We start from the raw sequence: 21276 nt of genomic DNA, 5'->3' as shown, positions 1-21276 counted from the left end.
CTGTCCCTATCATACCAGACCAGCTTTTCCTTGGCAAGGGCTGCCGTTTTTACGGAGTCTCTCCTCCAGCCGTTCCCTCTATGGTCTGGCGGACAATGCTCTCCATCATCTCTCCGGTCAACGCCCCCTGCACATAGCCAAACACATTGCCTTCAGCGTCCACCATAAAGGTGGTCGGAAACGCTTGGATGCCGTACTGTGCAAAAACCCGGCCCGTGGTATCCATAACCACCGGGAAGGTATAACCCCCGTCCTCCAGAAACTGCACAATTTCCTCTTGGCCCACGTCCTGATTATTGGGGTACTCCTCTGTCTTTGGATTAGCCACCCCCAGGACAATCAGATCCTTCCCATTCTTCCCGTATTCCTCATAGAGGGCCTGGATTTCCGGCATTTCACTCTGACAAGGACCGCACCAGGTGGCCCAAAAATTGAGGAACAGGATCTTTCCCGCATAGTCCGACAGGGTATGCTCCTCCCCATATTGGTCTGTCAGTGTAAAGTCCGGGGCGGGAACAGCTGGCCGCCGGCTCTCCTCCGGTGTTTGCTCCGAGGTGGACGTCTGCGCTTCCTCCGGGAGACCGACTGCGCTCTCCTGGGGCGGACTGCTGATTCCGCTGCCGGCCGCGCCGGACAGATACCCGGTAATCCCGTTCATAAAACCGGTAAGCGTCATCACACCCATGACAATCAGAAGCACAGCCCCCACTTTCACCGTGTAGCGCACTACATTCCGGTGGCTGCGCAGGAAATTGAGCACGCCCCCAGTGAAGAGCCCCACCGCCAAAAAGGGCAGCACAAACCCCAGGGTATACACGCCAATCAGTAGGAAGCCCCTGGAGGCAGACTGCGCCGAAGACGCCATGAGCAGAACACCGCTCATTGTGGGGCCGACACAGGGCGTCCAGGCAAAGCTGAACGTAAAGCCGAGGACCAGCGCCGCCAGCGGATTCATGGCCCAGCGCTCCAGGCGGAAGGGCAGCCGGTGCTCCTGTTCCAGAGCCCGAGGCCTTCCAAACATTCCAAACTGATAAAGGCCGAACAGGATCATAACGATTCCGCTGACACGGGCAAACCACACCCGGTTTCCGCTGAAAAAGTGCCCCAACGCAGTAAACCCCAGCCCCAGCAGAAAGAAGGCAAAGCTGATGCCTAGCACAAAGAAAACGGTATTGCAGAACACTTTCCCCCGCGGGTAATGGATCTGGCCATCCTCCCCGACCGCCCCCGCTCCTCCAGCCAGATAACTCAGGTATAAGGGCACCAACGGCAGTACGCAGGGGGAAAAGAAGCTGAGCAGCCCCTGCACAAGGACGGTCAGCGCCGGTATGCTGGTCTCAATAGTAAATCCCATTCTTCTCTCCTCTCCGTTCCGCGCACGTCGGCCTCGTCGCCCGCTGCGGAAAGCGCGCAGGCACATTGGTGCCTGCGCGCTCCATTTTACTGGATGAACATGGCATCTCCAAACGAAAAAAATCGATAGCGCAGCTTCACCGCCTCTTGATAGGCTGCCAACACCGATTCCCGGCCCGCCAGGGCGGAGACCAGCATAATCAGTGTGGACTCCGGGAGATGGAAGTTGGTGATCAAGGCGTCCAGCACCTTAAACCGGTATCCCGGGTAGATGAAGATGTTGGTCCAGCCGGAGCGTTCCGTCATGGTGCCGTCCTCTGCGGCAAAGCTCTCGATGGTGCGGCAGGAGGTTGTTCCTACGCAGATCACCCGGCCGCCGTTTTTCTTTGTCTCATTTATCGTGTCCGCCGTTTCCCGGCTGACCATGCAGAACTCAGAGTGCATTTCGTGGTCCGCAATCTCCTCGGCTTTCACCGGCCGGAAGGTGCCCAGCCCCACATGCAGCGTGACATAGCAGACCTTTACTCCCATCTCCTGAATCTGACGCAGCAGTTCCGGTGTAAAGTGCAGCCCAGCGGTGGGAGCCGCAGCGGAGCCTACCACTTTGGAGTAAACGGTCTGATAGCGCTCATTGTCCTGGAGCTCCGCCTTAATATAGGGCGGCAAGGGCATTTTCCCAAGTTGCTCTAAAATTTCCAGAAAAATCCCCTGATAGAGGAACCGAACCAGGCGCTTGCCGTCCTCAATCTCCTCCTCCACAACAGCCGTAAGCTGGCCGTCCCCAAAGATCACCTGTGCCCCCGGCCTGAGCTTTCGGCCAGGCCGTACCAGGCACTCCCAGAGGTTTTCCCCTCTGTCCACCAGCAGCAGCACCTCACAGGCGCCGCCCGTGGGCCGGCGCCCGATCAGGCGGGCCGGCAGCACCCTGGAGTCGTTGAGCACCAGACAGTCCCCCGGGCGCAGCAGGGTCGGCAGGTCATAAAAATGCAGATGGCGGCGCGCTCCCGTCGTTTTATCCAGCACCAGCAGCCGGGAGGCATCCCGACGCGCAAGCGGCGTCTGGGCAATCAGCTCCTCCGGGAGTTCAAAATCAAAATCAGAGGTTTTCATGGCTGTCTCACATCAATTCCCGTGTAATAAAATTTTAGAATCTGGTCATAGGTATAACCGGACTGCGCCATGGCATAGGCGCCCCACTGGCTCATTCCCACATTGTGGCCCCACCCGGAGCCGGTAATTGTAAATGTACCGCTGGCTGAAGTGGAGGCGGAAAGGGCCTGTGTGCCGCTGCTTGTAATCGCATAGGCTGTGTTGCCCGAGGGCAGCTGTGCTACGCTGCCGTCCCCGCTGACGGCATAAGCGCCATCCAGGGAAAAGAGCGCGCCTCCTCCGCTCACATAGAATCCATCTGAGCTCCCGCCGCCGCTGACCGTATAGCGCTGTGACCGCAGACCCAGGAGGGTGCGGCAGCTCTCCTTTGTCTTTGTATAGCTTTTTCCGCTGGAGTCCGTAAAGGTAATCTCCAGCACATTTCCGGTCGGAGTCGTCTTGCTCACACGGAAGTCTACAATTCCGGAATTGGTGTACCCTTTTTGGTTGAGCAACTGCGTCAGCTCCTGGCTGGTATAGGTGACCGTCCAGTTGTAATTGGAGATCTTGTTTGCTACTGCGGCTTCATAGGGATCTTCCTTCCCGATCAAATGGGACACGCTGCTCCCCCAGACATTCACCGCACTCTCCGTAGCGCCTCCGTCACTGGAAAAATAAGTGGTTTCCGCCAGACTGCCGCCGCTCCAGGCATACATTCCATAGGTCTCATCCACTGCGCGGCGGCTGGTCTCGCTCATTCCGGCAATGCCCGCATAGGCCTGGCAATGTACCGTGTTGCAGATGTCAAATCCCTGGCTGGAATGCTTGCCGGCGGAGAGATTGCGGTAGGCATAGGTTCGGGCGCATACAGCCTGAGCCTTCAGTGCCTCCACAGGCCAGGAGGCGCTCATTTCCTTGATGACGACCCCCTGTACATAATCCTCCAGGGAGAGTACGTTGCTCACCGTAAGGTTCCCGCCGTTTACACGCTGATACTGAAATCCACCAAAATAAGTATTTCCCCGGAAAATCGTCTTAGTCTGGACCGAATTATCCAAGCCGGGCAGAATGCCAAGCGCCAGGCCCTGTGTGCTGTCAAATTGAAACAGGATGGTGCTGGTCCCGGTCGCTACCACAGACACGCCGGCGCTGGAGGTCCCCACAACAGAGGCATCCGCCAGTCCCAGTTCCATCTGGGCCGCTCTGGCGGAATCGCCAGTGCTGTAGGAGCCGACCCGCACAAAGTAGCTTCCGTCAATCCAGGCGGCAAAGCCGCCGGTATAGGAGGCGGCCGCAGCTTTTGCAGCGGAAAAATCGCTGTAGCCGCCCGGCAGCTGCAGATGATAACACCCCACCAGGATATCTGACGTGATGGAGTCGTAATATCCGCTCCAGCTCCCCACCTTTCCGTAATACACATTCTGTGTCTTGACGACCGAGATGGCAGTCTGGGCTGTCTCCCCCAGCTGGACAAAATTGCGCTCATGATCAAAATACCCCAGGCGGTAGCCGCTTCCTACGCTGTTGAGCAGATTTGCCCCGGGCAGTGCATCCGTCCCATAAAACAGCCCGACGCGGATGGTTGGATCCACGGCAACCGCTGCGGAAGCGCTCTGGCTGGGGAAAATCGCCGCCAAAACTGAGCACAATAGCACAATTTGCATAAATTTGAATATTTTCCTGCATTTCATTTGTTGCTTCTCACATCCCTAATCAGTTGACACCACTGTTTCAGCGTGGTACAATGGCAAAAATCGTAAATTTACAATTGATAAATGCATGATAGAGGTTGCGGTCGTTCAAAAGTAGCGCGGTGAGAACTCCGGAGTTCCATGAGCCGACGTGAAAGGGTCCACCGCCGAAGGTCAGGGTCTCCCCGGAAGATTTTGATCTGGGCGTCCGGTTAAGAGCCGTACGTCTGTCACTGCGCTGAGGCGGTGGAGCGCTGTCTGCTTTTGGAAGATGGTGTCGGAGACCAGTGGTCTTTGTCATTATAGTACAAAATCAGCAGTTCTGTAAACTGCTGATTTCTTTTTTCCCATTTCTTACGCTGGACCGTCCCCAACCGCCGGGCGCAGGAATAGGATAGTTTAACGAACGTGGGAGGGACTGTGTCATGGAAAAGTATCGAGTCGGGGTAATTGGCGGTACCGGCATGGTGGGCCAGCGCTTTATTACGCTGCTGACGCAGCACCCCTGGTTTGATCTGACCGTTATTGCCGCCAGCTGCCGCTCCGCCGGCAAGACTTATGAGGAGGCTGTGCGCGCTCACTGGGCACTGGACACGCCTCTTCCGGAGCAGGTAAAAAATATGAGGGTGTTAAACGCAGATACCGATGTGGCACGGATCGCCCAGCAGGTGGATTTCATTTTCTCCGCTGTAGATATGAAAAAGGAGGAGATTCAGGCATTGGAGGAGGCATATGCCCGCCACGAATGTCCGGTCATCTCCAATAACTCAGCTCATCGCTGGACCCCGGATGTGCCTATGATCGTACCCGAGATCAATCCTGAGCATCTGCATGTGATTGAGGCTCAGCGAAAACGGCTTGGCATTCAGCGCGGCTTTATTGCCGTCAAGTCCAACTGCTCTCTGCAGAGCTATGTCCCGGCCCTCCATCCGCTGCGTGACTTTGGGCTGGAGCGGATTTTGGTGTGTACTTACCAGGCCATCTCCGGCGCCGGAAAAACCTTTGATACCTGGCCGGAAATGGTGGACAATATGATCCCGTATATCGGCGGCGAAGAGGAAAAAAGCGAGCAGGAGCCCCTGAAATTGTGGGGCCATGTGGAAAACGGCGTGATCGTAAACGCCTGCGCTCCCTCGATCACCGCACAATGTCTTCGGGTCCCCGTGACCAATGGCCATATGGCCGCCGTTTTCGCCGGCTTTACGCGAAAGCCTCCTGTGGAGGAAATAAAAGCCCGCTGGGCGGAATATAAAGGCCGGGCGCAGGAGTTGAATCTGCCCTCCGCCCCAAAGCAGTTCCTTCATTATTTTGAGCAGGAGGACCGGCCCCAGACCCGTCTAGACCGGGAGCTGGAGGGCGGCATGGCCGTTTCCATCGGCCGTCTGCGGCCGGACGTCCAATACGATTATAAATTCGTCTGTCTTTCCCACAACACCCTACGCGGTGCGGCGGGCGGCGCAGTCCTTTTGGCCGAGCTGCTGTGTGCCGAGGGCTATATTACAAGGAGGTAATCCAATCTTATGAAAGAGCCTGTCTTTACCGGAACCTGTTCCGCCATTATCACGCCCTTTGACGAGCACGGGGCCGTCAACTACGACGTATTCGGCCGCCTGATTGATGAACATATTGAGCGCGGTCTCGACGCGATCTGTGTCTGCGGCACTACCGGAGAATCTGCGACGCTTTCCATTCGGGAGCATATCGCGGTTGTGGAATTCTGTGTCAAGAGAGTCAATCACCGGGTAAAGGTGATTGCCGGCGCCGGCAGCAACGACACCTCCGCCGCCGTCTACCTGAACCAGCATGCGCAGGATTCCGGCGCCGATGCCGCGCTTCACGTGACGCCGTACTACAATAAGGCCTCTCAGACCGGTCTGATTAAGCACTATGAGCATATTGCAGACCGCTCGGAGATCCCCATTATTATGTATAACGTCCCTTCCCGCACCGGCGTCTCCTTCACCTCCGAAACCTACCGTGTCCTCTCTCAGCATCCCATGATCAACGGTGTCAAGGAGGCCAGCGGCAACTTCTCCCTCCTGGCCCATACCCGCGCCATCTGCGGGGAGGATTTTTACATCTGGTCCGGCAACGACGACCAGGTCGTGCCTATGATGAGTTTGGGCGCTAAGGGCGTCATCTCAGTGGCTGCGAATATTGCCCCGGAGGCGATGGTCCAAATGAGCCATCTGTGCCTGGAGGGCAGATTCCATGAGGCCTCCGCCCTGCAGCTGAAGTACATGGATTTTATTGACGCGCTGTTCCTGGAGGTCAACCCCATCCCCATCAAGGCCGCCATGAATCTGGCCGGCTACCAGGTCGGCTCGCTGCGTCTGCCCCTGTGCGACATGTCCCCCGCTCCTCTGGAAACTCTGCGCAAGTCCATGAAGGCAATCGGCCTGCTGGACTGATCACCTGGAATCAGAAAGGATGTTGGAATATGGTCAGGCTGATCCTCTCCGGCTGCAATGGCCGGATGGGACGGGTGGTGGAATCCATCTGTTCTGCCGAACCGGATTTTGAGATTATCGCCGGATTTGACGTTCTGGGCGCTGGCGAGCACACGTTTCCCGTCTTCTCCTCCCCCAGCGCTTTCCGGCAGGATGCCGACGTGCTGATCGATTTCTCTAGTCCTGCCGCCCTGGACGCGCTGCTTGCCTTTGGCCTGGAGCGCCGGGTGCCTCTAGTGCTCTGCACCACAGGATATACCGATCAGCAGCTCGCCGCAGTTGATACAGCAGCCAGAGATATTCCCATTTTCCGATCTGCAAATATGTCCCTTGGCGTCAACGTCCTACTGGATTTGGTGCGCCGGGCCTGCACGGTACTGGGGGCGGATTACGATATTGAGATTGTAGAGCGCCATCATAACCGAAAGGTCGACGCCCCCAGTGGTACTGCTCTGATGATTGCCGATGCGGCGGCCTCCGCTCTCCCTTATCAGCCCAATTACGTCTATGACCGCCAGAGTGTCCGCCGGCCCCGCGATCCGCACGACATCGGTATCTCCGCAGTCCGCGGCGGCAATATTGTGGGCGACCACGAGGTCATTTTTGCAGGGCGGGACGAGGTCATTGAACTGCACCACTCTGCCATGAGCCGAGAAGTCTTTGCCTCCGGCGCTGTAAAGGCCGCCCGCTTCTTGTCAGGCGTACAGTCCCCCGGCCTCTACTCCATGTCTGATCTGGTGGCCCATTGTGAATAGAACGGAAAAGAAAAGAGCTCTGCGGAAATTTCCGCAGAGCTCTTTTTACTCTTCCTCTGACTCCGTCTTATTGTCCGGATTCCTTGGTTTTCCGTTCCCGTCAATTCCCTTTGCCTTTAAACGCTTATTGACCCATTCCCGCATCAGGGCATAGAGCACAGCGAACGTCGGCACACCCAGCACCATTCCCGGGAACCCAAACAGGCCTCCGCCCACTACAATCGCCACCAGCACCCAAATCGCGGACAGGCCGGTGCTGTCGCCCAAAATCTTGGGGCCCAGAATATTTCCGTCAAATTGCTGCAACGCAATGACCAAAACCAGAAAGCGCAAAGCGGCCCAGGGATCCACAATTACCAGTATCATCAAACACGGGATGGCACCAACAATCGGCCCAAAAAACGGAATGATATTTGTGACCCCGACCACAATAGCTACCAGGACCGCGTATGGAATCCGAATGACTACGCACAGCACAAAACAGAGCACCCCGATAATCGCGCTGTCCAGCAGCTTTCCATTGATAAAACCCACAAAAATGCCGTTTGCATGGCTGCAGATCTCCAGAAGCCGGTCAGAGCGGTGCTTCGGCAGTACGGCGTAAAGAATTTTCTTGAGCTGCATGACCAGGCGGTCCTTTCCGGCCAGCATATAAATGGAGGAAATCACCGCTGTAATGGCCGAAATCAGGCCGCTTCCCACCGCGATCACGGAATCAAAGATCTCCGGCAGCGCTTTGGAAACCGCGCCGGTAATGCTCTTCATCAAATCCTGATAGGAACCAATCACATCTGTGATTCCCTCGCCCTCCAGCTGAAAGCGCTTCGTCAGCGTCTGAACCAAGTCATTTAACCCTTTCAGATAATAATCAATATTCACGGCCAAATCGGTGACGCTCTGGATGACCTGAGGAATAATCAGATTCAGCAATACCACCAAAACGCCCAGCGCGATCACATATACAGTTACAATAGAGAGCACATGGCGAAAGCGGTTATCTTTATACACCCTCCGCTCAAAAAAGCAGACCGGAGTGTTGAGCAGATAGGCAATCGCAAATCCCACGACGAACGGCTGGAGCACACCCATAAAGATGCTTAACCCGCTTCGGATCTCCTCAATATGGTTAAGCGCTGCATAGAACGCGATGGCAACCAGCAGCACAATGAGAAGCGAAACGGAATGCCCATCTAGAATATACCATTTCTTTTGCTGTTTCTTGTCTTTGTCACTGTCCACCAAAAGGTCTCCTCTCTGTGCGGCAGCTGCTCATGGCACCCCGCAGAAGCACATTTCCCTGATTCCGCTCTTCACCCTTTATCCAAAGTCATTTTACCATAGCACAGTCCATTCCGCAACGAAAACTCTGACCGATTCCTTTAAGACTATATTAAGAATTTCCAACAGCTTTTTGTACAAAAAGGGACGACATACCAATGATGCCGTCCCTCTTCCGTTATACCAAGTATGCCCGGTGAAATACCTTTTTCCCTTTTTTGATGATGATCCCTTCCCCTGAAAGCGCGTCGGCAGCGATTGCCGTGCTCACTTCAGTGACCTTTTCTCCATTCAGTTCCACGCCGCCCTGCTCAATCAGACGGCGGGCCTCCTTCTTCGAGGGCACCAGTCCGCACTTCAGCATCAGATCCAGCACTCCGATGGCGCCATCCGTCAGATCGGAGGCCTCCAGGGCGGTGGCAGGCATATTGGAGCGGTCACCGCCCTGTGAAAAGAGGGCGCGTGCGGCCTCCTGCGCCTTGACCGCCTCCCTTTCTCCATGGACCAGCTTGGTCAGTTCAAAAGCCAAAATCTCCTTAGCCGTGTTCAGCTGTGCCCCCTCCCAGTGATCCATCTCGTCGATCTGCTCCAGAGGCAGGAAGGTGAGCATCCTCAGGCATTTCAGCACGTCAGCGTCGCCCACATTGCGCCAGTACTGATAAAACTCATAAGGCGAGGTCTTGTTGGGGTCCAGCCACACGGCGCCCGATTGGGTCTTGCCCATCTTTTTCCCTTCGGAATTGAGCAGCAGGGTGATCGTCATGGCATGGGCGTCCTTGCCCAGCTTGCGGCGGATGAGTTCGGTGCCGCCCAGCATATTGGACCACTGATCATCTCCGCCAAACTGCATGTTGCAGCCGTAGTGCTGGAACATGTGGTAAAAATCGTAGGACTGCATGATCATATAGTTGAACTCCAGGAAGCTCAGGCCCTTCTCCATGCGCTGCTTATAGCACTCCGCCCGCAGCATGTTATTCACGGAAAAGCAGGCGCCCACCTCACGAAGCAACTCCACATAGTTGAGCTTGAGGAGCCAGTCCGCGTTATTGAGCATCATCGCCTTGCCGTCCCCAAATTCGATAAAACGCTCCATCTGCTTTTTAAAACAGTCACAGTTATGCTGAATGGTCTCGGGTGTCATCATCTGGCGCATATCAGAGCGGCCGGAGGGATCCCCCACCATGCCGGTGCCGCCTCCGATCAAGGCAATCGGCCGGTTGCCCGCCATCTGCAGGCGCTTCATCAGACACAGAGCCATGAAGTGGCCCACATGAAGGGAATCTGCCGTGGGGTCAAAGCCGATATAGAATACCGCCTTGCCCTCATTAATCATCCTGGATATCTCTTCCTCATTGGTAACCTGGGCAATCAGCCCTCTGGCCTTTAATTCCTCGTAAACCGTCATCTTTACTCGTCTCCTCGTTTTACTCTTTCTGCAATCTGTTCAACCCCGTCCACCCCGCTGGAAATACAGGCATCACAGATCCGTTTTCCGTTGCTGCGCAGGATCTCGCGGCAGAGCAGCGTACCAAACTGTTCCCGGAATTGCCCCTCGAACTCCTGGGCTGCTGCCCGGGCCCTGGGCTTGTTGATCTGGAGGCTCCCCTCCGGCATGCAAGCGCCGATGGCCATCAACCCGCCGGTCGCCGCCCCGCATACCTCGCCGCAGTGCATACCGCTTCCAAAGCCATATCCCAAAGCCACCGCCATCCCCTCATCCATTCCAGTTAGGTCGCGGCAGGCGAGCAGCACACTCTGGCAGCAATTATAGCCTTGGGCATGGTATCCCACAGCCGCCTCTTTTCGCTCTTCTCTCGTCACGGTAATCTTCCTTTCCCTCTGCAGATTGCTTGCAAAAACGCCCTCTGTCCCTAGGGACAGAGGGCGTTGATACGCGGTACCACCTCTGGTTCCCATGGCTCTCACGACCCATGGCTTTGGGAGTGCCGACACACTCCGGCGCTGTAACGGGCGCGCCCGACACAGCCCTACTGCGCCATCGGCGGTTCGGGCGGCTGCTCCTGGGGGTATTCGCCGGCTTGCTCTCTCCCCCTTACACCCAAACGGGGGCTCTCTGTGCAGGCACAGGCCGGTTACTCTTCCCTTTCATCGCAGTGTCATATCGAGGTGCATTATAATATCCGGCTGCGGGTTTGTCAAGGGCTCCTCCTCAAAATCTCCGCCTGCCGTTTTCGTCGAAGGTCCGCCTGAGGGCGGCCTCTACGGGAAAGATGCTGCCGATCATCACCGCGGTCTGGACCGCCAGCACCGCCATGCTGTAGATGCCAATGAAGGAAACGCCCCGTCCGAGGCAGAAGAGCATCGCCCCAAGGGTAAGCGGCAGCATCAGGGCCCCCGCCCTCCTCCACCACCTGCCGCAGCAGGCGTGGGCAAAGGCCCAGGTCTCCCGGTTTTTCATGGACCGGCGCGTCCGATAACCGAAAACCCCGTTGATCTCCCGGGGCGCCCACCTGCGGAAGACGATCCCAAAGCCCAGCATGGTCAGCGGGATGAGCAGCGTCATCAGCAGCATAAATATCCAAAAGCCCGTCATCACACTTCTCCCTCCGCAGGGTCAGGATCGTTCCATTTCCTTTTTATACCGCTCTGCGCCCGCCAGCAGCTCTTCGGCTCCATCCAGAAGAGCCTGGGTGATGCTGGCTCCGCCGGTCAGCCGGGCCAGCTCTTCCTTGCGCCGCTCCCGGGAGAGCCGCTCCACCTCTGTAAAGGTTCTTCCCTTGCGCTCCCCTTTTTCCACTGAGAAATGTACATCCGCCATGGCGGCCAGCTGAGGCAAGTGGGTGACGCACAGCACCTGCTTGGTACGGGCCACGCCGGCCAGTTTTTCCGCCACCTTTTGGGCCGCCCGGCCGGATACGCCGGTATCCACCTCGTCAAACACCAGGGTGGTCACGTCGTCATTCTCCGCCAGCACATTTTTCAGGGCCAGCATGATGCGGGCCAACTCGCCGCCGGAGGCAATCTTCTGAATGGGTTTTAAGTCCTCCCCTACATTCGCGGACATCAGGAACTGAACCTCATCCATACCGGTCTCATCCAGCGCATATTCCCCGCCTTTGGGCTGGAACTCCGCCTGAAAGCGCACCTTTGGCATATCCAGCTGCTTGAGCTCGCTTTGGATGCGCTGCTGCAGCGCATCTCCCGCTGCCCTTCTGGCCTCCGAAAGAGCCTGTGCCCTCTCTCTGGCCAGCTGGAGCGCTTTGGCCTGCTCTTTTTCCAGGCGGGCAATCGTGTCGCTGGAAAATTGAATTTCATCCAGCTCTTTTTTGCTCCGCTCCAGATAATCCAGCATTTCCTCCACAGTAGGGCCGTACTTTTTTTTCAGCCGGTAGAGCACGTCCAGCCGCCCCTCAATCTCATCCAGCTCTCCCGGTTCAAAGTCAAAGCTGTCCCGCAAATCCCGCACCTGCTCCGCCACATCGTCGGCGGCACAGCGCAGCTCGGTCAGCTGCTCCAGAAGCGCAGACACCTGCGGACTCATGGATGCGGCGGAAGAAAGGGTGCGCTCGGCCTCCATCAGCAGGGACACCGCACCGTCCCGATCCTCATCCCCCCAGCAGGCGGCGTGGGCCCCCTCCACTGCCTCGATCAGCTTTCCCGCATTGCGCAGCAGGTTTCGCCGGTCCGTAAGGGCCTCGTCTTCCCCCGGCTGGAGATGGGCGCGCTCCAGCTCGCCGATCTGGAAGGTCAGGCTGTCGATACGCCGTGATTTCTCTGCCTCATCCATCTCCAGCGCATTTCGTTCCCGCAGTATCCGCTGAAACTCCTGATAGGCCTCCTGATAGGCGGCCAGCAGGGACTCCATGCCTCCAAACCGGTCCAAATAGGACAGATGGCAGCGCTCATCCAGCAGTTGCTGGCCGTCGTGCTGGCCGTGAATATTGAGCAGCTGCCGTCCCAGCGCCCGCAGCTGAGAGACGGTGAGCAGTCTGCCGTTCAGACGGCAGATGTTTTTGCCGTCCGGCTGGATCTCCCTCTGCAGCAGCAAATTTCCATCCTCATCCGGCCCAAGGCCGTTCTCTGCAAACCAGCTCAGGGCAGGCAATTGGGTAAAAACGGCACTCACCATGGCAGATTTGGCCCCGGTACGGATTAAATCCCGGCTGGTACGTTCCCCGATAATGGCGCCAATGGCGTCCACCACGATCGACTTTCCTGCGCCTGTCTCACCGGTCAGCGCATTAAAGCCTTTGTCAAACTGAATGTCTGCCGACTCGATGACCGCAATATTCTCAATATGGAGCAAAGAGAGCATATCCCCACCTCCAGCCGGGCAAAATTTCCTCTCAGGGTTTCTTATTTCATCATCTTATGAATTTCATTGCAGAAATTCTGGGCGGACTCATTGGTCCGCATAATGAGGATCGCGGTATCATCTCCCGCCAGACTGCCCACCAGATCAGAAATCTCCATGCCGTCGATGGCCGCGCAGGCCGCAGAGGCAAGTCCGGGCATGGTCTTCAGAACCACAATGTTCTGTGCCACATCAAAGGAGGTCACGCCCTCTTTAAAGATCGTGCGCAGCCGCCCGGCTGAATTCAGCGAAGCCTTTCGCTCTGATACCGTATACCGATAGGTGCCATAGCCGGTCAGCTCTTTGACCAGATGCAGCTCTTTAATATCCCGGGAAATCGTCGCCTGAGTGGCCTGCATTCCCTTGGCTCGGAGTTCGCTGAGCAGCTGATCCTGGGTCTCTACATCCTGCTCCTCGATAATGCGCAGAATCTCCTGCTGGCGCTTTGCTTTCATTCCTTACGACCTCCCGAGTTTTTGGTTGAGGATTTGATAGAAGCTACGGTCCATGAGCCGGACCAAATTCGTCTTAACCTTCGACATCTTAAGCTCCACGGTATCTCTGCCGGTCAGATGAAAGGCCCGGCCCCCATCCACCGATAAATAGGCCGTCCTCCGGCTGCTCCGCTTCAGACGTACAGCCACCTGCCGCTCACTCCCCAGCACAAAGGACCGGGCGGAGAGCGCGTGTGGGCAGATGGGCGTGACAATGATGTTTTCTGCCGTCGGCTCCACAATCGGGCCGCCCGCTGACATGGAATAGGCGGTCGATCCGGTCGGCGTACAGATCACCACTCCATCGGCAGAAAAGCTGGCGATCTGCACATGATCTCCGTAGATTTCCAATTCCACCATACGCGCCACCGCGCCCTTTGTAATCGCCGCGTCGTTAAACGCCAACTCAGAAAACACGGATTTCCCATCTCGCAGAACCGACACATCGATCATTACGCGGGGCTCTATCGTATATTTCCCCACTGCGATTTTCGAAAGGAGAGATAATTCACTCTGCTCCAGTTCCGCCATAAATCCCATGGTTCCTAAATTGACTCCCAGAATCGGCACACCGCACACGCTGGCATCCTTGGCCGCATGCAGGATAGTCCCATCGCCGCCAAAGCAGATCAGCATATCCGCATGTTTCAGCTCGGTTCTGGTATCCTTGAGCTCCACCTGCTTCGGCAGGTCGACGCCATTCCCCTCCACGGCAAAGGGCAGACACATGACGCTCTCTACGCCGGCATTCTTCAAAATCCGTTCCGCAGACCGTGCCGCCTTCAGTCCGCGGTCCCGGTATGGGTTTGGACACAGCACTACTTTCATTGCACACCTCCCTCCAGCTCCCGGTGTGATTCTTTCACCAGGGCCTCGAGGTCTCCCTTCCAGGTCTCCCCTGCGCCTGCCGTCAAGTGGCCCAAATACTCAATATTCCCTTCCGGCCCTCGTATTGGCGAAAAGGTCATTTCCTTTACAGAGAAATCCGCCTCTTTGGCATGCTCCAGAAACCGTTCCAGCACTTCCAGGTGGACCGCCGGGTCCCGGACAACGCCTTTTTTGCCCACCTTTTCCCTTCCGGCCTCAAATTGAGGCTTCACCAGACACACGACCTGGCCCCCCGGTCTGAGGATGCCCCGCAGCGCCGGCAGGATAAGCTTCAGGGAGATAAAGGAGACATCCACCGTGCCGAAGTCCAGCGGCTCTGCAATCTGCTCCGCCGTAAGATAACGCACGTTGGTGCGCTCCATGCACACGACGCGGGGATCGCTGCGCAGACTCCAGGCCAATTGGCCGTATCCCACATCCACCGCATACACTTTTTCCGCACCGTTTTGCAGCATACAGTCTGTGAATCCCCCAGTAGAGGCCCCCGCGTCTATAGCGTGAACTCCCTTTAGATCAATCCCCCGGAATACCTTCAGGGCTTTCTCCAGCTTGAGCCCCCCACGGCTCACGTATGCCAGCGTCTGGCCCTTTACCTCAATGGGGTCGTTCTCCTCCACCGGCGTACCGGCCTTATCCACCTTCTGACCCCTTACATAGACCTGGCCGCTCATGATGACCGCCTGAGCCCGCTGTCGGCTTTCCGCCATTCCACGCTCTACCAGCAGGATATCAAGCCTTTTCTTCGTCACCGCCATGGCCACAGACCTCCAAAGCCTTATGATATAAACTCTCTCCGTCCAGCCCGCACTGCCGCCACAGCTGTGGAACCGAGCCATGCGTCACAAAAGCATTCCCGGTATTCACCAGCGCCATGCGCTTTGGACAAACCCCCTGCTCCAGCAGACCGGAGGCAATCCGCTGACCCACACAGCCGCCGGCCGCGCTGTCCTCTGCGATCAGCAGGCGTCCTGTTTTTTCGACCGACGCTGCAACAAGCGTTAAATCAACAGGCGTAATGCAGTTTAGCTTTATCACTTCCGCCTGAATCCCCGCCTCATCCAGTCGTCTGGCGCACCCCATGAGTTCGTTGATCAAGATTCCATATCCCACCAGCGTAATCCGGCTTCCCGCGCGCAGAACCACGCTTTTCGCACATCCGGAGTCCGCCTGATAAGCTCCCTCTCCGCCGCGCGGATAGCGCAGCGCCACCGGCCCTTTCACCTGTTCAATCGCATAGGCCATCATGGAGCGCATCTCCGCAAAGCTGCTGGGACAGAGCACCGTCATTCCAGGAATGGTGTCCAAAAACGCCGCGTCAAATACGCCGTGATGGGTCTCTCCATCTTCTCCGACCAATCCCGCCCGATCCACGGCAAGCACTACATGGAGCTGCTGAAGCGCGATGTCATGAATGAGCATGTCATACGCCCTCTGCAAAAAAGTCGAGTAGACTGCAAATACAGGGCGCATCCCCTGTTTTGCCATACCAGCCGCCATAGCCACCGCATGTCCCTCCGCAATCCCAACGTCAAAAAAACGCTCCGGGAACTGGTGGGCAAAACCGTTCAGACCGGTCCCGCCCTGCATGGCCGCTGTAATGGCACAAATCCGTTTATCCTTCTCCGCCATTTGGCAGAGCGTTTGACCAAAGACAGAAGAAAAGTTTTCTCCAGAGGACTTGAGCGGCTCCCCCGTCTCCACACAGAAGCGTCCGACTCCGTGGAATTGATCTGGATTGCGCTCTGCAGGCGTATATCCCTTTCCCTTTATAGTCCTTACATGGAGCAATACAGGGCCATTTAGTTCCTTGGCATATCCCAACAGCCGGGTCAGCCCCTTTACGTCGTGGCCATCCACCGGTCCCAAATAGGTAAAGCCCATATCTTCGAACATGCTACAGGGAAGCAGAGACTCTTTGATTGCGGTCTTTACCTTGTGGTTGAATCGGTATAAGTATCCTCCCAAGGGCAGAATATTTAAAACCTTATGATAGGCTTTTTTAAAGCGCAGATATTGAGGCTTCAGCCTCTGCCGCGCGAGATGGTCAGCGACGCCGCCAACACTTTTTGTGATGGACATGCCGTTGTCGTTCAAAATGACGATCAGTGGCTCCTTGCTGTCCCCTGCATCGGAGAGACCTTCATAGGCCAACCCGCCGGAAAGCGCTCCATCTCCCAGCAGTGCCAGCACATGGTAATTCTGATGCTGTAAAGTTCTTGCCCTTGCCATTCCAATCGCCACAGAAACCGAGTTGGACGCATGCCCCGCCACAAAGGCGTCACACACGCTCTCAGAGGGCTTTGGAAACCCAGCGATCCCGCCAAAGGTGCGCAGCGTTTCCATCGCCTGGTTTCGCCCGGTGAGGATCTTATGAGCATAACACTGGTGGCCCACATCGAATACCAAGCGGTCCTGCCCTGTTTGAAAAACCCGGTGAATGGCTACAATCATCTCCACCGCACCCAAGCTTGAGGCCAAGTGGCCGCCAGTATGGGAGACCGTATCAATCAGCCGCGCCCGCAGCAGCTGGCACAGCTCTGCCGCTTCCCCGTCACTCAGGGCGCTGAGATCATCATTGAATTCATCTAAATTCAGAATGGAAAACACCTCCCGGCATCCGGCCGGTTTTTTATGCAAAGCGCCACGCGCCTAAAAGTCCTACACAGATTCCCAGGAGACACCCCGCAAACACCTGCAAAGGGGTATGTCCCAGAAGCTCCTTTAATTCTTTTCCGAAAAGCGCAGGCTTCATTTCCGTCCAATGGTCCATAATATAATTCAGAATTTTGGCCTGCTCCCCCGCCGCATGGCGTACATTGGCCGCATCATACATGACTACAATTGCCACTACCGCAGCCAGCGTAAAGTGGGGCGAGGTCCATCCATACATATATCCCATGGACGAGGCACAGGCGCTGACAAAAGATGAATGAGAGCTGGGCATCCCACCGCTAGAAAACATGTGGCGAAAGTCCAGCTTACGCTTTGTGACCAATGTGACCACAAATTTAATAATCTGCGCCAGTGCCCAAGCCACAATTGACAGATTCAGAATCAGATTTCCAGTGAGAAACTCAACCGCATTTTTCATTGCGAAAACTCCTTCTGTGGCTCTAACTCTCCCGTTGGGAGAGAGAATCCGCCAGCCAGCACAGGGCATCAGCCTCCGCGCCGAAGACGGAAAGCGCCTGCTTTGCTTCTTCGGTCAGCTGCTCCACCAGTGTGCGGCAGGCGTCCAGCCCCTTCAGCGTGACAAACGTGCTTTTTTCACTTTTCACATCCGAGCCCACGGACTTTCCTAGCGTCGCCTCGTCCCCGATCACATCCAGGATATCGTCCCGCACCTGGAACGCCAGTCCCAGACGCTCCGCATAATGGCGCACTGCAGCGCGCTGCAGCTCCGTGCCGCCCGCCGCAATGCATCCCATCTCCGCCGCCGCCATAATCAGCGCGCCTGTTTTGAGCCGCTGCAGCTCTTCTATTTCAGCTAAGCCCAAGGCATGGCCCTCGCCCGCCATATCCAAAATCTGTCCGCCCACCATACCTCTGGCTCCGGCTGCGCGCCCTAGGCAGTCGGCGGCCTCCAGCACCCGCTGGGCAGGCAGATCGGTCTCCCGCGCCAGTACGGTCTCAAAGGCAGCAGTCAGCAGAGCATCGCCCGCCAGCACCGCGGTGGCCTCGCCGTATACCTTGTGATTGGTGGGGCGGCCCCGGCGCAGATCGTCGTCGTCCATACAGGGAAGGTCGTCATGGATCAGGGAATAGGTATGCACCATTTCAATCGCCCCTGCAAGGGGCAACGCCTGCTCCGGCGCTCCGCCGCACATGCGGCAGACCTCCATTAACAGCACGGGACGGATCCGTTTTCCACCAGCCAGCAGACTATACCGCATGGCGTCATAGAGATCCCCCCTGGGCTCCCGTCCGTCAAAACAGTTTTTCAGCCAAGCCTCCACCCGCTCACGGTGGCCCTGCAGTCTCTGCGCACAGGTCATGGTCAAATCTCTCCCTCCATGGGCTGTTCCTCCGGCGCGCCGTCCGGTCCGGCCAACAGCTTGCTCACCTTCTGCTCCGCCTTGTCGAGCATGCCGGAGCATTTTTTTATCAGGCCGGTCCCCTCTTCAAAAAGCGCCAGAGCCTGATCCAGGGGGGCGTCCCCCTGCTCCAGCTGACGCACAATCTCTTCCAGACGGGCCATTGCCTGCTCAAAGCTCCACTTCTTCTCTGCCATATACTAACATCCTTTCTCAGGACCGCCGTCTTTTCTACGTGCTCACTGCACTTCACAGTCCAGCTTTCCGTCTGACAGCTGCAGCTCCAGCCGGTCTCCAGCTGCGGCCTCCCTCACGGAACGGACCACCGCTCCGTCCTCTCTGCGCGGGATTGCGTACCCGCGGCTGAGCACCTTCAACGGGCTCATTGCGTCCAGCGCGGCGGCCAGGCGGGCAAAATGCTCCCGCTCCCGACCCACAGAGGCGGACAGGCCATGGGCCAGACGGGTCTGCTGATAGTCCAACAACTGACGCTTCTCATCCAGATAGCGCAGGGGGCTGCGCAGGGCGCGGCAGTCCTCAGCGCGCGCCAGCTCCGCCCGTGCGCCCTCAAGCCGGTGGGATATCGCCTTCCCCAGCCGCCGCCCCAGCTGTTCCAGCTGAGCATAGAGCTCATTTTGATCCGGAACCGCCAACTCCGCTGCATTGGAAGGCGTAGCCGCCCGCAGATCGGCCACAAAATCCGCTATGGTTACATCCGGTTCATGTCCCACGGCTGAAATCACCGGGATATGCGAGGCATAGATGGTCCGGGCCACCTGCTCATCATTGAAGGCCCACAAGTCCTCCATGGAGCCGCCGCCCCGGCCGGTAATGATCAAATCAGCCACCTGATAGCGGTTGGCCCAGGCGATGGCGGCGCACAGCTCGCCGGGAGCCTCCGTCCCCTGTACCCGGACCGGCAGAACCAGGACCTGCGCCATAGGCCAGCGGGCCCCCAGAATACGGATCATGTCCCGCACCGCAGCGCCCGCAGAGGAGGTAATCAGGGCGATCCGCCCCGGAAAACGCGGCAGGGGCTTTTTATGGGTCGGGTCAAAAAGGCCCTCTTGGTACAGCTTGGACTTCAGCTGCTCAAAAGCCACATGCAGGTCCCCCACCCCGTCGGGGGTGAGTTCCCCGCAATAGAGCTGGTACTGCCCATCCCGTGGAAACACCGCCACCCGACCGAAGGCAATCACCTTCATGCCGTTCTCTGGGCGAAAGCGCAGCCCCATGGCCTCCCGCCGGAACATGACGCACCGAATAGCCCCCGACTCGTCCTTCAGGGAGAAATAATGGTGCCCTGAGGGATAGACCTTGTAGTTGGAGATCTCTCCCCGCACAAAAAGGCCGGCCAGCACCCGATCACGGTCCAGCAGGCCCTTAATATACTGGTTTACCTGGGAGACACTGTAAATCTGCTCTTGTCCGATCAACACTTCCCCGCCTCTCTCAACTGCCTCCAGGTTAAAACCGCCACGCCCATGGCGTTATCCGTGGAATACCCGGGCTGAGCAAACACCGCATGGTGCAGCCGTTCCCGCAGCAGGCGGTTGGCTGCCACCCCACCCGAACACAGCACCGGCAGGCCCGGAAAGCGCTCCAACGCAGCAGCTGTCACGCGGCATACGGTCCGCACGACTGTCTCCAGCGCGAACCGGGCCACATTCTCCCGGGGTTCCCCCTGGGCCGCCCTCGCCTTTACCTGATTTTCCATTCCAGACAGGGAGAAGGTCAGTTCGCTGCACTTGACCGGATACCCTTTACAGGGCGCTCCTCGCATTGCCAGCTCGTCCAGGGCCCTTCCCGCCGGAAAGTCCAGACTCAGAAGCACGCCGGTACGGTCAATGAGCTGCCCGGCGGAGATGTCGCTGGTGCCGCCGATCCGCTCGGCCCTCACATTGCTCCCATCCGGCTCTACATAGAGCAGCTCGGTGGTGCCGCCGGACAGATGCCAAGCCAGCATCGGCGCATCCAGCAGTTCCAGCCGGCCTGCCGACCAGGCGGCGGCGGCGATGTGCCCCTGCTGGTGGGACACCGGGCAAAATGGTACGCCCAGCACATCTGCCAATACGCGCCCCTGGCTCTCCCCCGCCAAAAAGCAGGGCATATAAGAGTCCTCCACCGCGCGGGGTCGGGTGCTGGCACCTACGGCGGCCAGACCATCCAGCCAGCCGGCCTGGTGGAGCTGAGCAAAACAGCCAGGCAGCTGCTTCACGTGCTGAAACAGCGCATCTGACTGGCGAAGCCCTAATTCCCCGGGGCGTACCTCCAGCAGGCGGCCGGTATTTTCACCCTCTACCCCGTCAAACACCGCCGCGGAGGTGGTATAGTTGCTCGTGTCAATCCCCAGTACGCGCATTTCAGTTCTGTGCCTCCGGCCTGGGATGCACCGGATCAGGCGGGCACTCGTTGCGGACAAAGGAGCCCAGAATGCCATTGACAAAGGAGGCCACCTCGTCCGTCTCGTAATGCTTGGTCAGGGCCACCGCCTCATTGATGGCGGCGGCGTTCGGAATATCCTGCATATACAGGATCTCATACATTGCCACCCTCATAATGGCAATGGCGACCCGGTTGAGCCGGGAAAAATTCCAGCCGATGGCATACTTTGCAATGCAGTCATCCAGCTCCGGGCTGTGCTCATACACGCCCTTCACCAGTGTGCAGATATAGGTGCGCTGTGCCTCATTGGGATACTCGGCGTAAAGGGGTTCCTCTTCCCCAATCTGCTCAAAGGTGCTGCGGGTAAGCGCCTGGTCCAGCAGCTCCTGTGCAGTCTGATTGGTAAAACCCAGTTCGAAGGCGAAGTGGACGGCAATCTCCCGGGCGGCAGTTCTGGTCATGTGATTTCCTCCAAGGCGGGCTTCTGCCCGCAGCTGATATTCATAGATAATCGTATTATACAACAGTCCTGTATAAAAAAGAA

At 57.4% G+C, this 21276-nt stretch carries 21 protein-coding genes and 1 riboswitch; of the genes, 3 read left to right on the top strand and 18 right to left on the bottom strand.

The annotated features are described in order from the left end of the window. Nucleotides 1-49: 49 nt before the first annotated feature. The 3 genes from H9Q75_RS01820 to H9Q75_RS01810 form a co-directional block, all read right to left on the bottom strand. Nucleotides 50-1354: a redoxin domain-containing protein gene (locus H9Q75_RS01820; RefSeq protein ID WP_186564449.1), complete on the bottom strand. Its 1305-nt coding sequence runs from the start codon at nucleotides 1352-1354 to the stop codon at nucleotides 50-52. An 86-nt stretch (nucleotides 1355-1440) separates the two neighbouring features. Continuing rightward, on the bottom strand, nucleotides 1441-2463 hold the full coding sequence (gene queA / locus H9Q75_RS01815; RefSeq protein ID WP_186564448.1) for a tRNA preQ1(34) S-adenosylmethionine ribosyltransferase-isomerase QueA: 1023 nt from the start codon (nucleotides 2461-2463) through the stop codon (nucleotides 1441-1443). After that, nucleotides 2460-4106: a SpoIID/LytB domain-containing protein gene (locus H9Q75_RS01810; RefSeq protein ID WP_243200641.1), complete on the bottom strand. Its 1647-nt coding sequence runs from the start codon at nucleotides 4104-4106 to the stop codon at nucleotides 2460-2462. Before H9Q75_RS01810 ends, queA begins: the two co-directional genes overlap by 4 nt. Before the next feature lie 111 nt (nucleotides 4107-4217). Then, nucleotides 4218-4398: riboswitch (Lysine riboswitch) on the top strand. 160 nt (nucleotides 4399-4558) lie between these two features. Here H9Q75_RS01810 and asd point away from each other — a divergent pair. The 3 genes from asd to dapB are packed head-to-tail and all read left to right on the top strand — an operon-like array spanning nucleotide 4559 to nucleotide 7338. After that, nucleotides 4559-5644 carry an aspartate-semialdehyde dehydrogenase gene (asd, locus tag H9Q75_RS01805; protein WP_186564446.1) on the top strand — a complete coding sequence of 362 codons (1086 nt, stop codon included), beginning with the start codon at nucleotides 4559-4561 and terminating at the stop codon, nucleotides 5642-5644. A gap of 9 nt (nucleotides 5645-5653) precedes the next feature. After that, nucleotides 5654-6544 carry a 4-hydroxy-tetrahydrodipicolinate synthase gene (gene dapA / locus H9Q75_RS01800; protein WP_186564445.1) on the top strand — a complete coding sequence of 297 codons (891 nt, stop codon included), beginning with the start codon at nucleotides 5654-5656 and terminating at the stop codon, nucleotides 6542-6544. Nucleotides 6545-6573: 29 nt separating this feature from the next. Then, nucleotides 6574-7338 carry a 4-hydroxy-tetrahydrodipicolinate reductase gene (gene dapB, locus H9Q75_RS01795; RefSeq protein WP_186564444.1) on the top strand — a complete coding sequence of 255 codons (765 nt, stop codon included), beginning with the start codon at nucleotides 6574-6576 and terminating at the stop codon, nucleotides 7336-7338. Nucleotides 7339-7383: 45 nt separating this feature from the next. Here the strand turns inward: dapB and H9Q75_RS01790 are convergent, their stop codons facing one another. From H9Q75_RS01790 to nusB, 15 genes are all read right to left on the bottom strand, one after another. Then, complete coding sequence (locus H9Q75_RS01790; RefSeq protein ID WP_186564443.1) at nucleotides 7384-8577, bottom strand: AI-2E family transporter; 1194 nt, start codon at nucleotides 8575-8577, stop codon at nucleotides 7384-7386. 217 nt (nucleotides 8578-8794) lie between these two features. Then, complete coding sequence (gene tyrS / locus H9Q75_RS01785) at nucleotides 8795-10021, bottom strand: tyrosine--tRNA ligase (RefSeq protein ID WP_186564442.1); 1227 nt, start codon at nucleotides 10019-10021, stop codon at nucleotides 8795-8797. A 2-nt stretch (nucleotides 10022-10023) separates the two neighbouring features. Then, nucleotides 10024-10437, bottom strand: a complete 414-nt coding sequence (locus H9Q75_RS12750) for a C-GCAxxG-C-C family (seleno)protein (RefSeq protein WP_186564441.1) — start codon at nucleotides 10435-10437, stop codon at nucleotides 10024-10026. A gap of 349 nt (nucleotides 10438-10786) precedes the next feature. Then, a complete protein-coding gene (locus tag H9Q75_RS01775) occupies nucleotides 10787-11170 on the bottom strand; it encodes an SdpI family protein (RefSeq protein ID WP_186564994.1) in 384 nt (127 codons plus the stop codon). 21 nt (nucleotides 11171-11191) lie between these two features. Beyond that, complete coding sequence (gene recN, locus H9Q75_RS01770; protein WP_186564440.1) at nucleotides 11192-12892, bottom strand: DNA repair protein RecN; 1701 nt, start codon at nucleotides 12890-12892, stop codon at nucleotides 11192-11194. A gap of 41 nt (nucleotides 12893-12933) precedes the next feature. Then, the gene (locus tag H9Q75_RS01765) at nucleotides 12934-13386 is read right to left on the bottom strand and encodes an arginine repressor (RefSeq protein ID WP_186564439.1); all 453 of its coding nucleotides are present in this window, start codon (nucleotides 13384-13386) and stop codon (nucleotides 12934-12936) included. Between the two features lie 3 nt (nucleotides 13387-13389). Beyond that, nucleotides 13390-14253, bottom strand: coding sequence for an NAD(+)/NADH kinase (locus tag H9Q75_RS01760; protein ID WP_186564438.1), 864 nt, complete (start codon nucleotides 14251-14253; stop codon nucleotides 13390-13392). Next, on the bottom strand, nucleotides 14250-15068 hold the full coding sequence (locus H9Q75_RS01755) for a TlyA family RNA methyltransferase (protein ID WP_186564437.1): 819 nt from the start codon (nucleotides 15066-15068) through the stop codon (nucleotides 14250-14252). Before H9Q75_RS01755 ends, H9Q75_RS01760 begins: the two co-directional genes overlap by 4 nt. Next, nucleotides 15043-16908 carry a 1-deoxy-D-xylulose-5-phosphate synthase gene (gene dxs / locus H9Q75_RS01750; protein WP_186564993.1) on the bottom strand — a complete coding sequence of 622 codons (1866 nt, stop codon included), beginning with the start codon at nucleotides 16906-16908 and terminating at the stop codon, nucleotides 15043-15045. Before dxs ends, H9Q75_RS01755 begins: the two co-directional genes overlap by 26 nt. A gap of 34 nt (nucleotides 16909-16942) precedes the next feature. Then, complete coding sequence (locus tag H9Q75_RS01745) at nucleotides 16943-17404, bottom strand: divergent PAP2 family protein (RefSeq protein ID WP_186564436.1); 462 nt, start codon at nucleotides 17402-17404, stop codon at nucleotides 16943-16945. A 22-nt stretch (nucleotides 17405-17426) separates the two neighbouring features. Next, nucleotides 17427-18308, bottom strand: a complete 882-nt coding sequence (locus H9Q75_RS01740; protein WP_186564992.1) for a polyprenyl synthetase family protein — start codon at nucleotides 18306-18308, stop codon at nucleotides 17427-17429. Nucleotides 18309-18310: 2 nt separating this feature from the next. Beyond that, nucleotides 18311-18544, bottom strand: coding sequence for an exodeoxyribonuclease VII small subunit (gene xseB, locus H9Q75_RS01735; RefSeq protein ID WP_186564435.1), 234 nt, complete (start codon nucleotides 18542-18544; stop codon nucleotides 18311-18313). A 42-nt stretch (nucleotides 18545-18586) separates the two neighbouring features. After that, complete coding sequence (gene xseA / locus H9Q75_RS01730) at nucleotides 18587-19780, bottom strand: exodeoxyribonuclease VII large subunit (protein WP_186564991.1); 1194 nt, start codon at nucleotides 19778-19780, stop codon at nucleotides 18587-18589. Continuing rightward, nucleotides 19780-20709 carry a Kae1-like domain-containing protein gene (locus H9Q75_RS01725; protein ID WP_186564434.1) on the bottom strand — a complete coding sequence of 310 codons (930 nt, stop codon included), beginning with the start codon at nucleotides 20707-20709 and terminating at the stop codon, nucleotides 19780-19782. Before H9Q75_RS01725 ends, xseA begins: the two co-directional genes overlap by 1 nt. A gap of 1 nt (nucleotide 20710) precedes the next feature. Next, a complete protein-coding gene (gene nusB / locus H9Q75_RS01720) occupies nucleotides 20711-21193 on the bottom strand; it encodes a transcription antitermination factor NusB (RefSeq protein ID WP_186564433.1) in 483 nt (160 codons plus the stop codon). Nucleotides 21194-21276 lie beyond the last annotated feature (83 nt).

The organism is Lawsonibacter celer (genome assembly GCF_014281125.1).
Taxonomy (GTDB): Bacteria; Bacillota; Clostridia; order Oscillospirales; family Oscillospiraceae; genus Lawsonibacter_B; species Lawsonibacter_B celer.
Note: the sequence above shows the minus strand (reverse complement) of the source record. Positions and strands in the feature narration are given on the sequence as shown.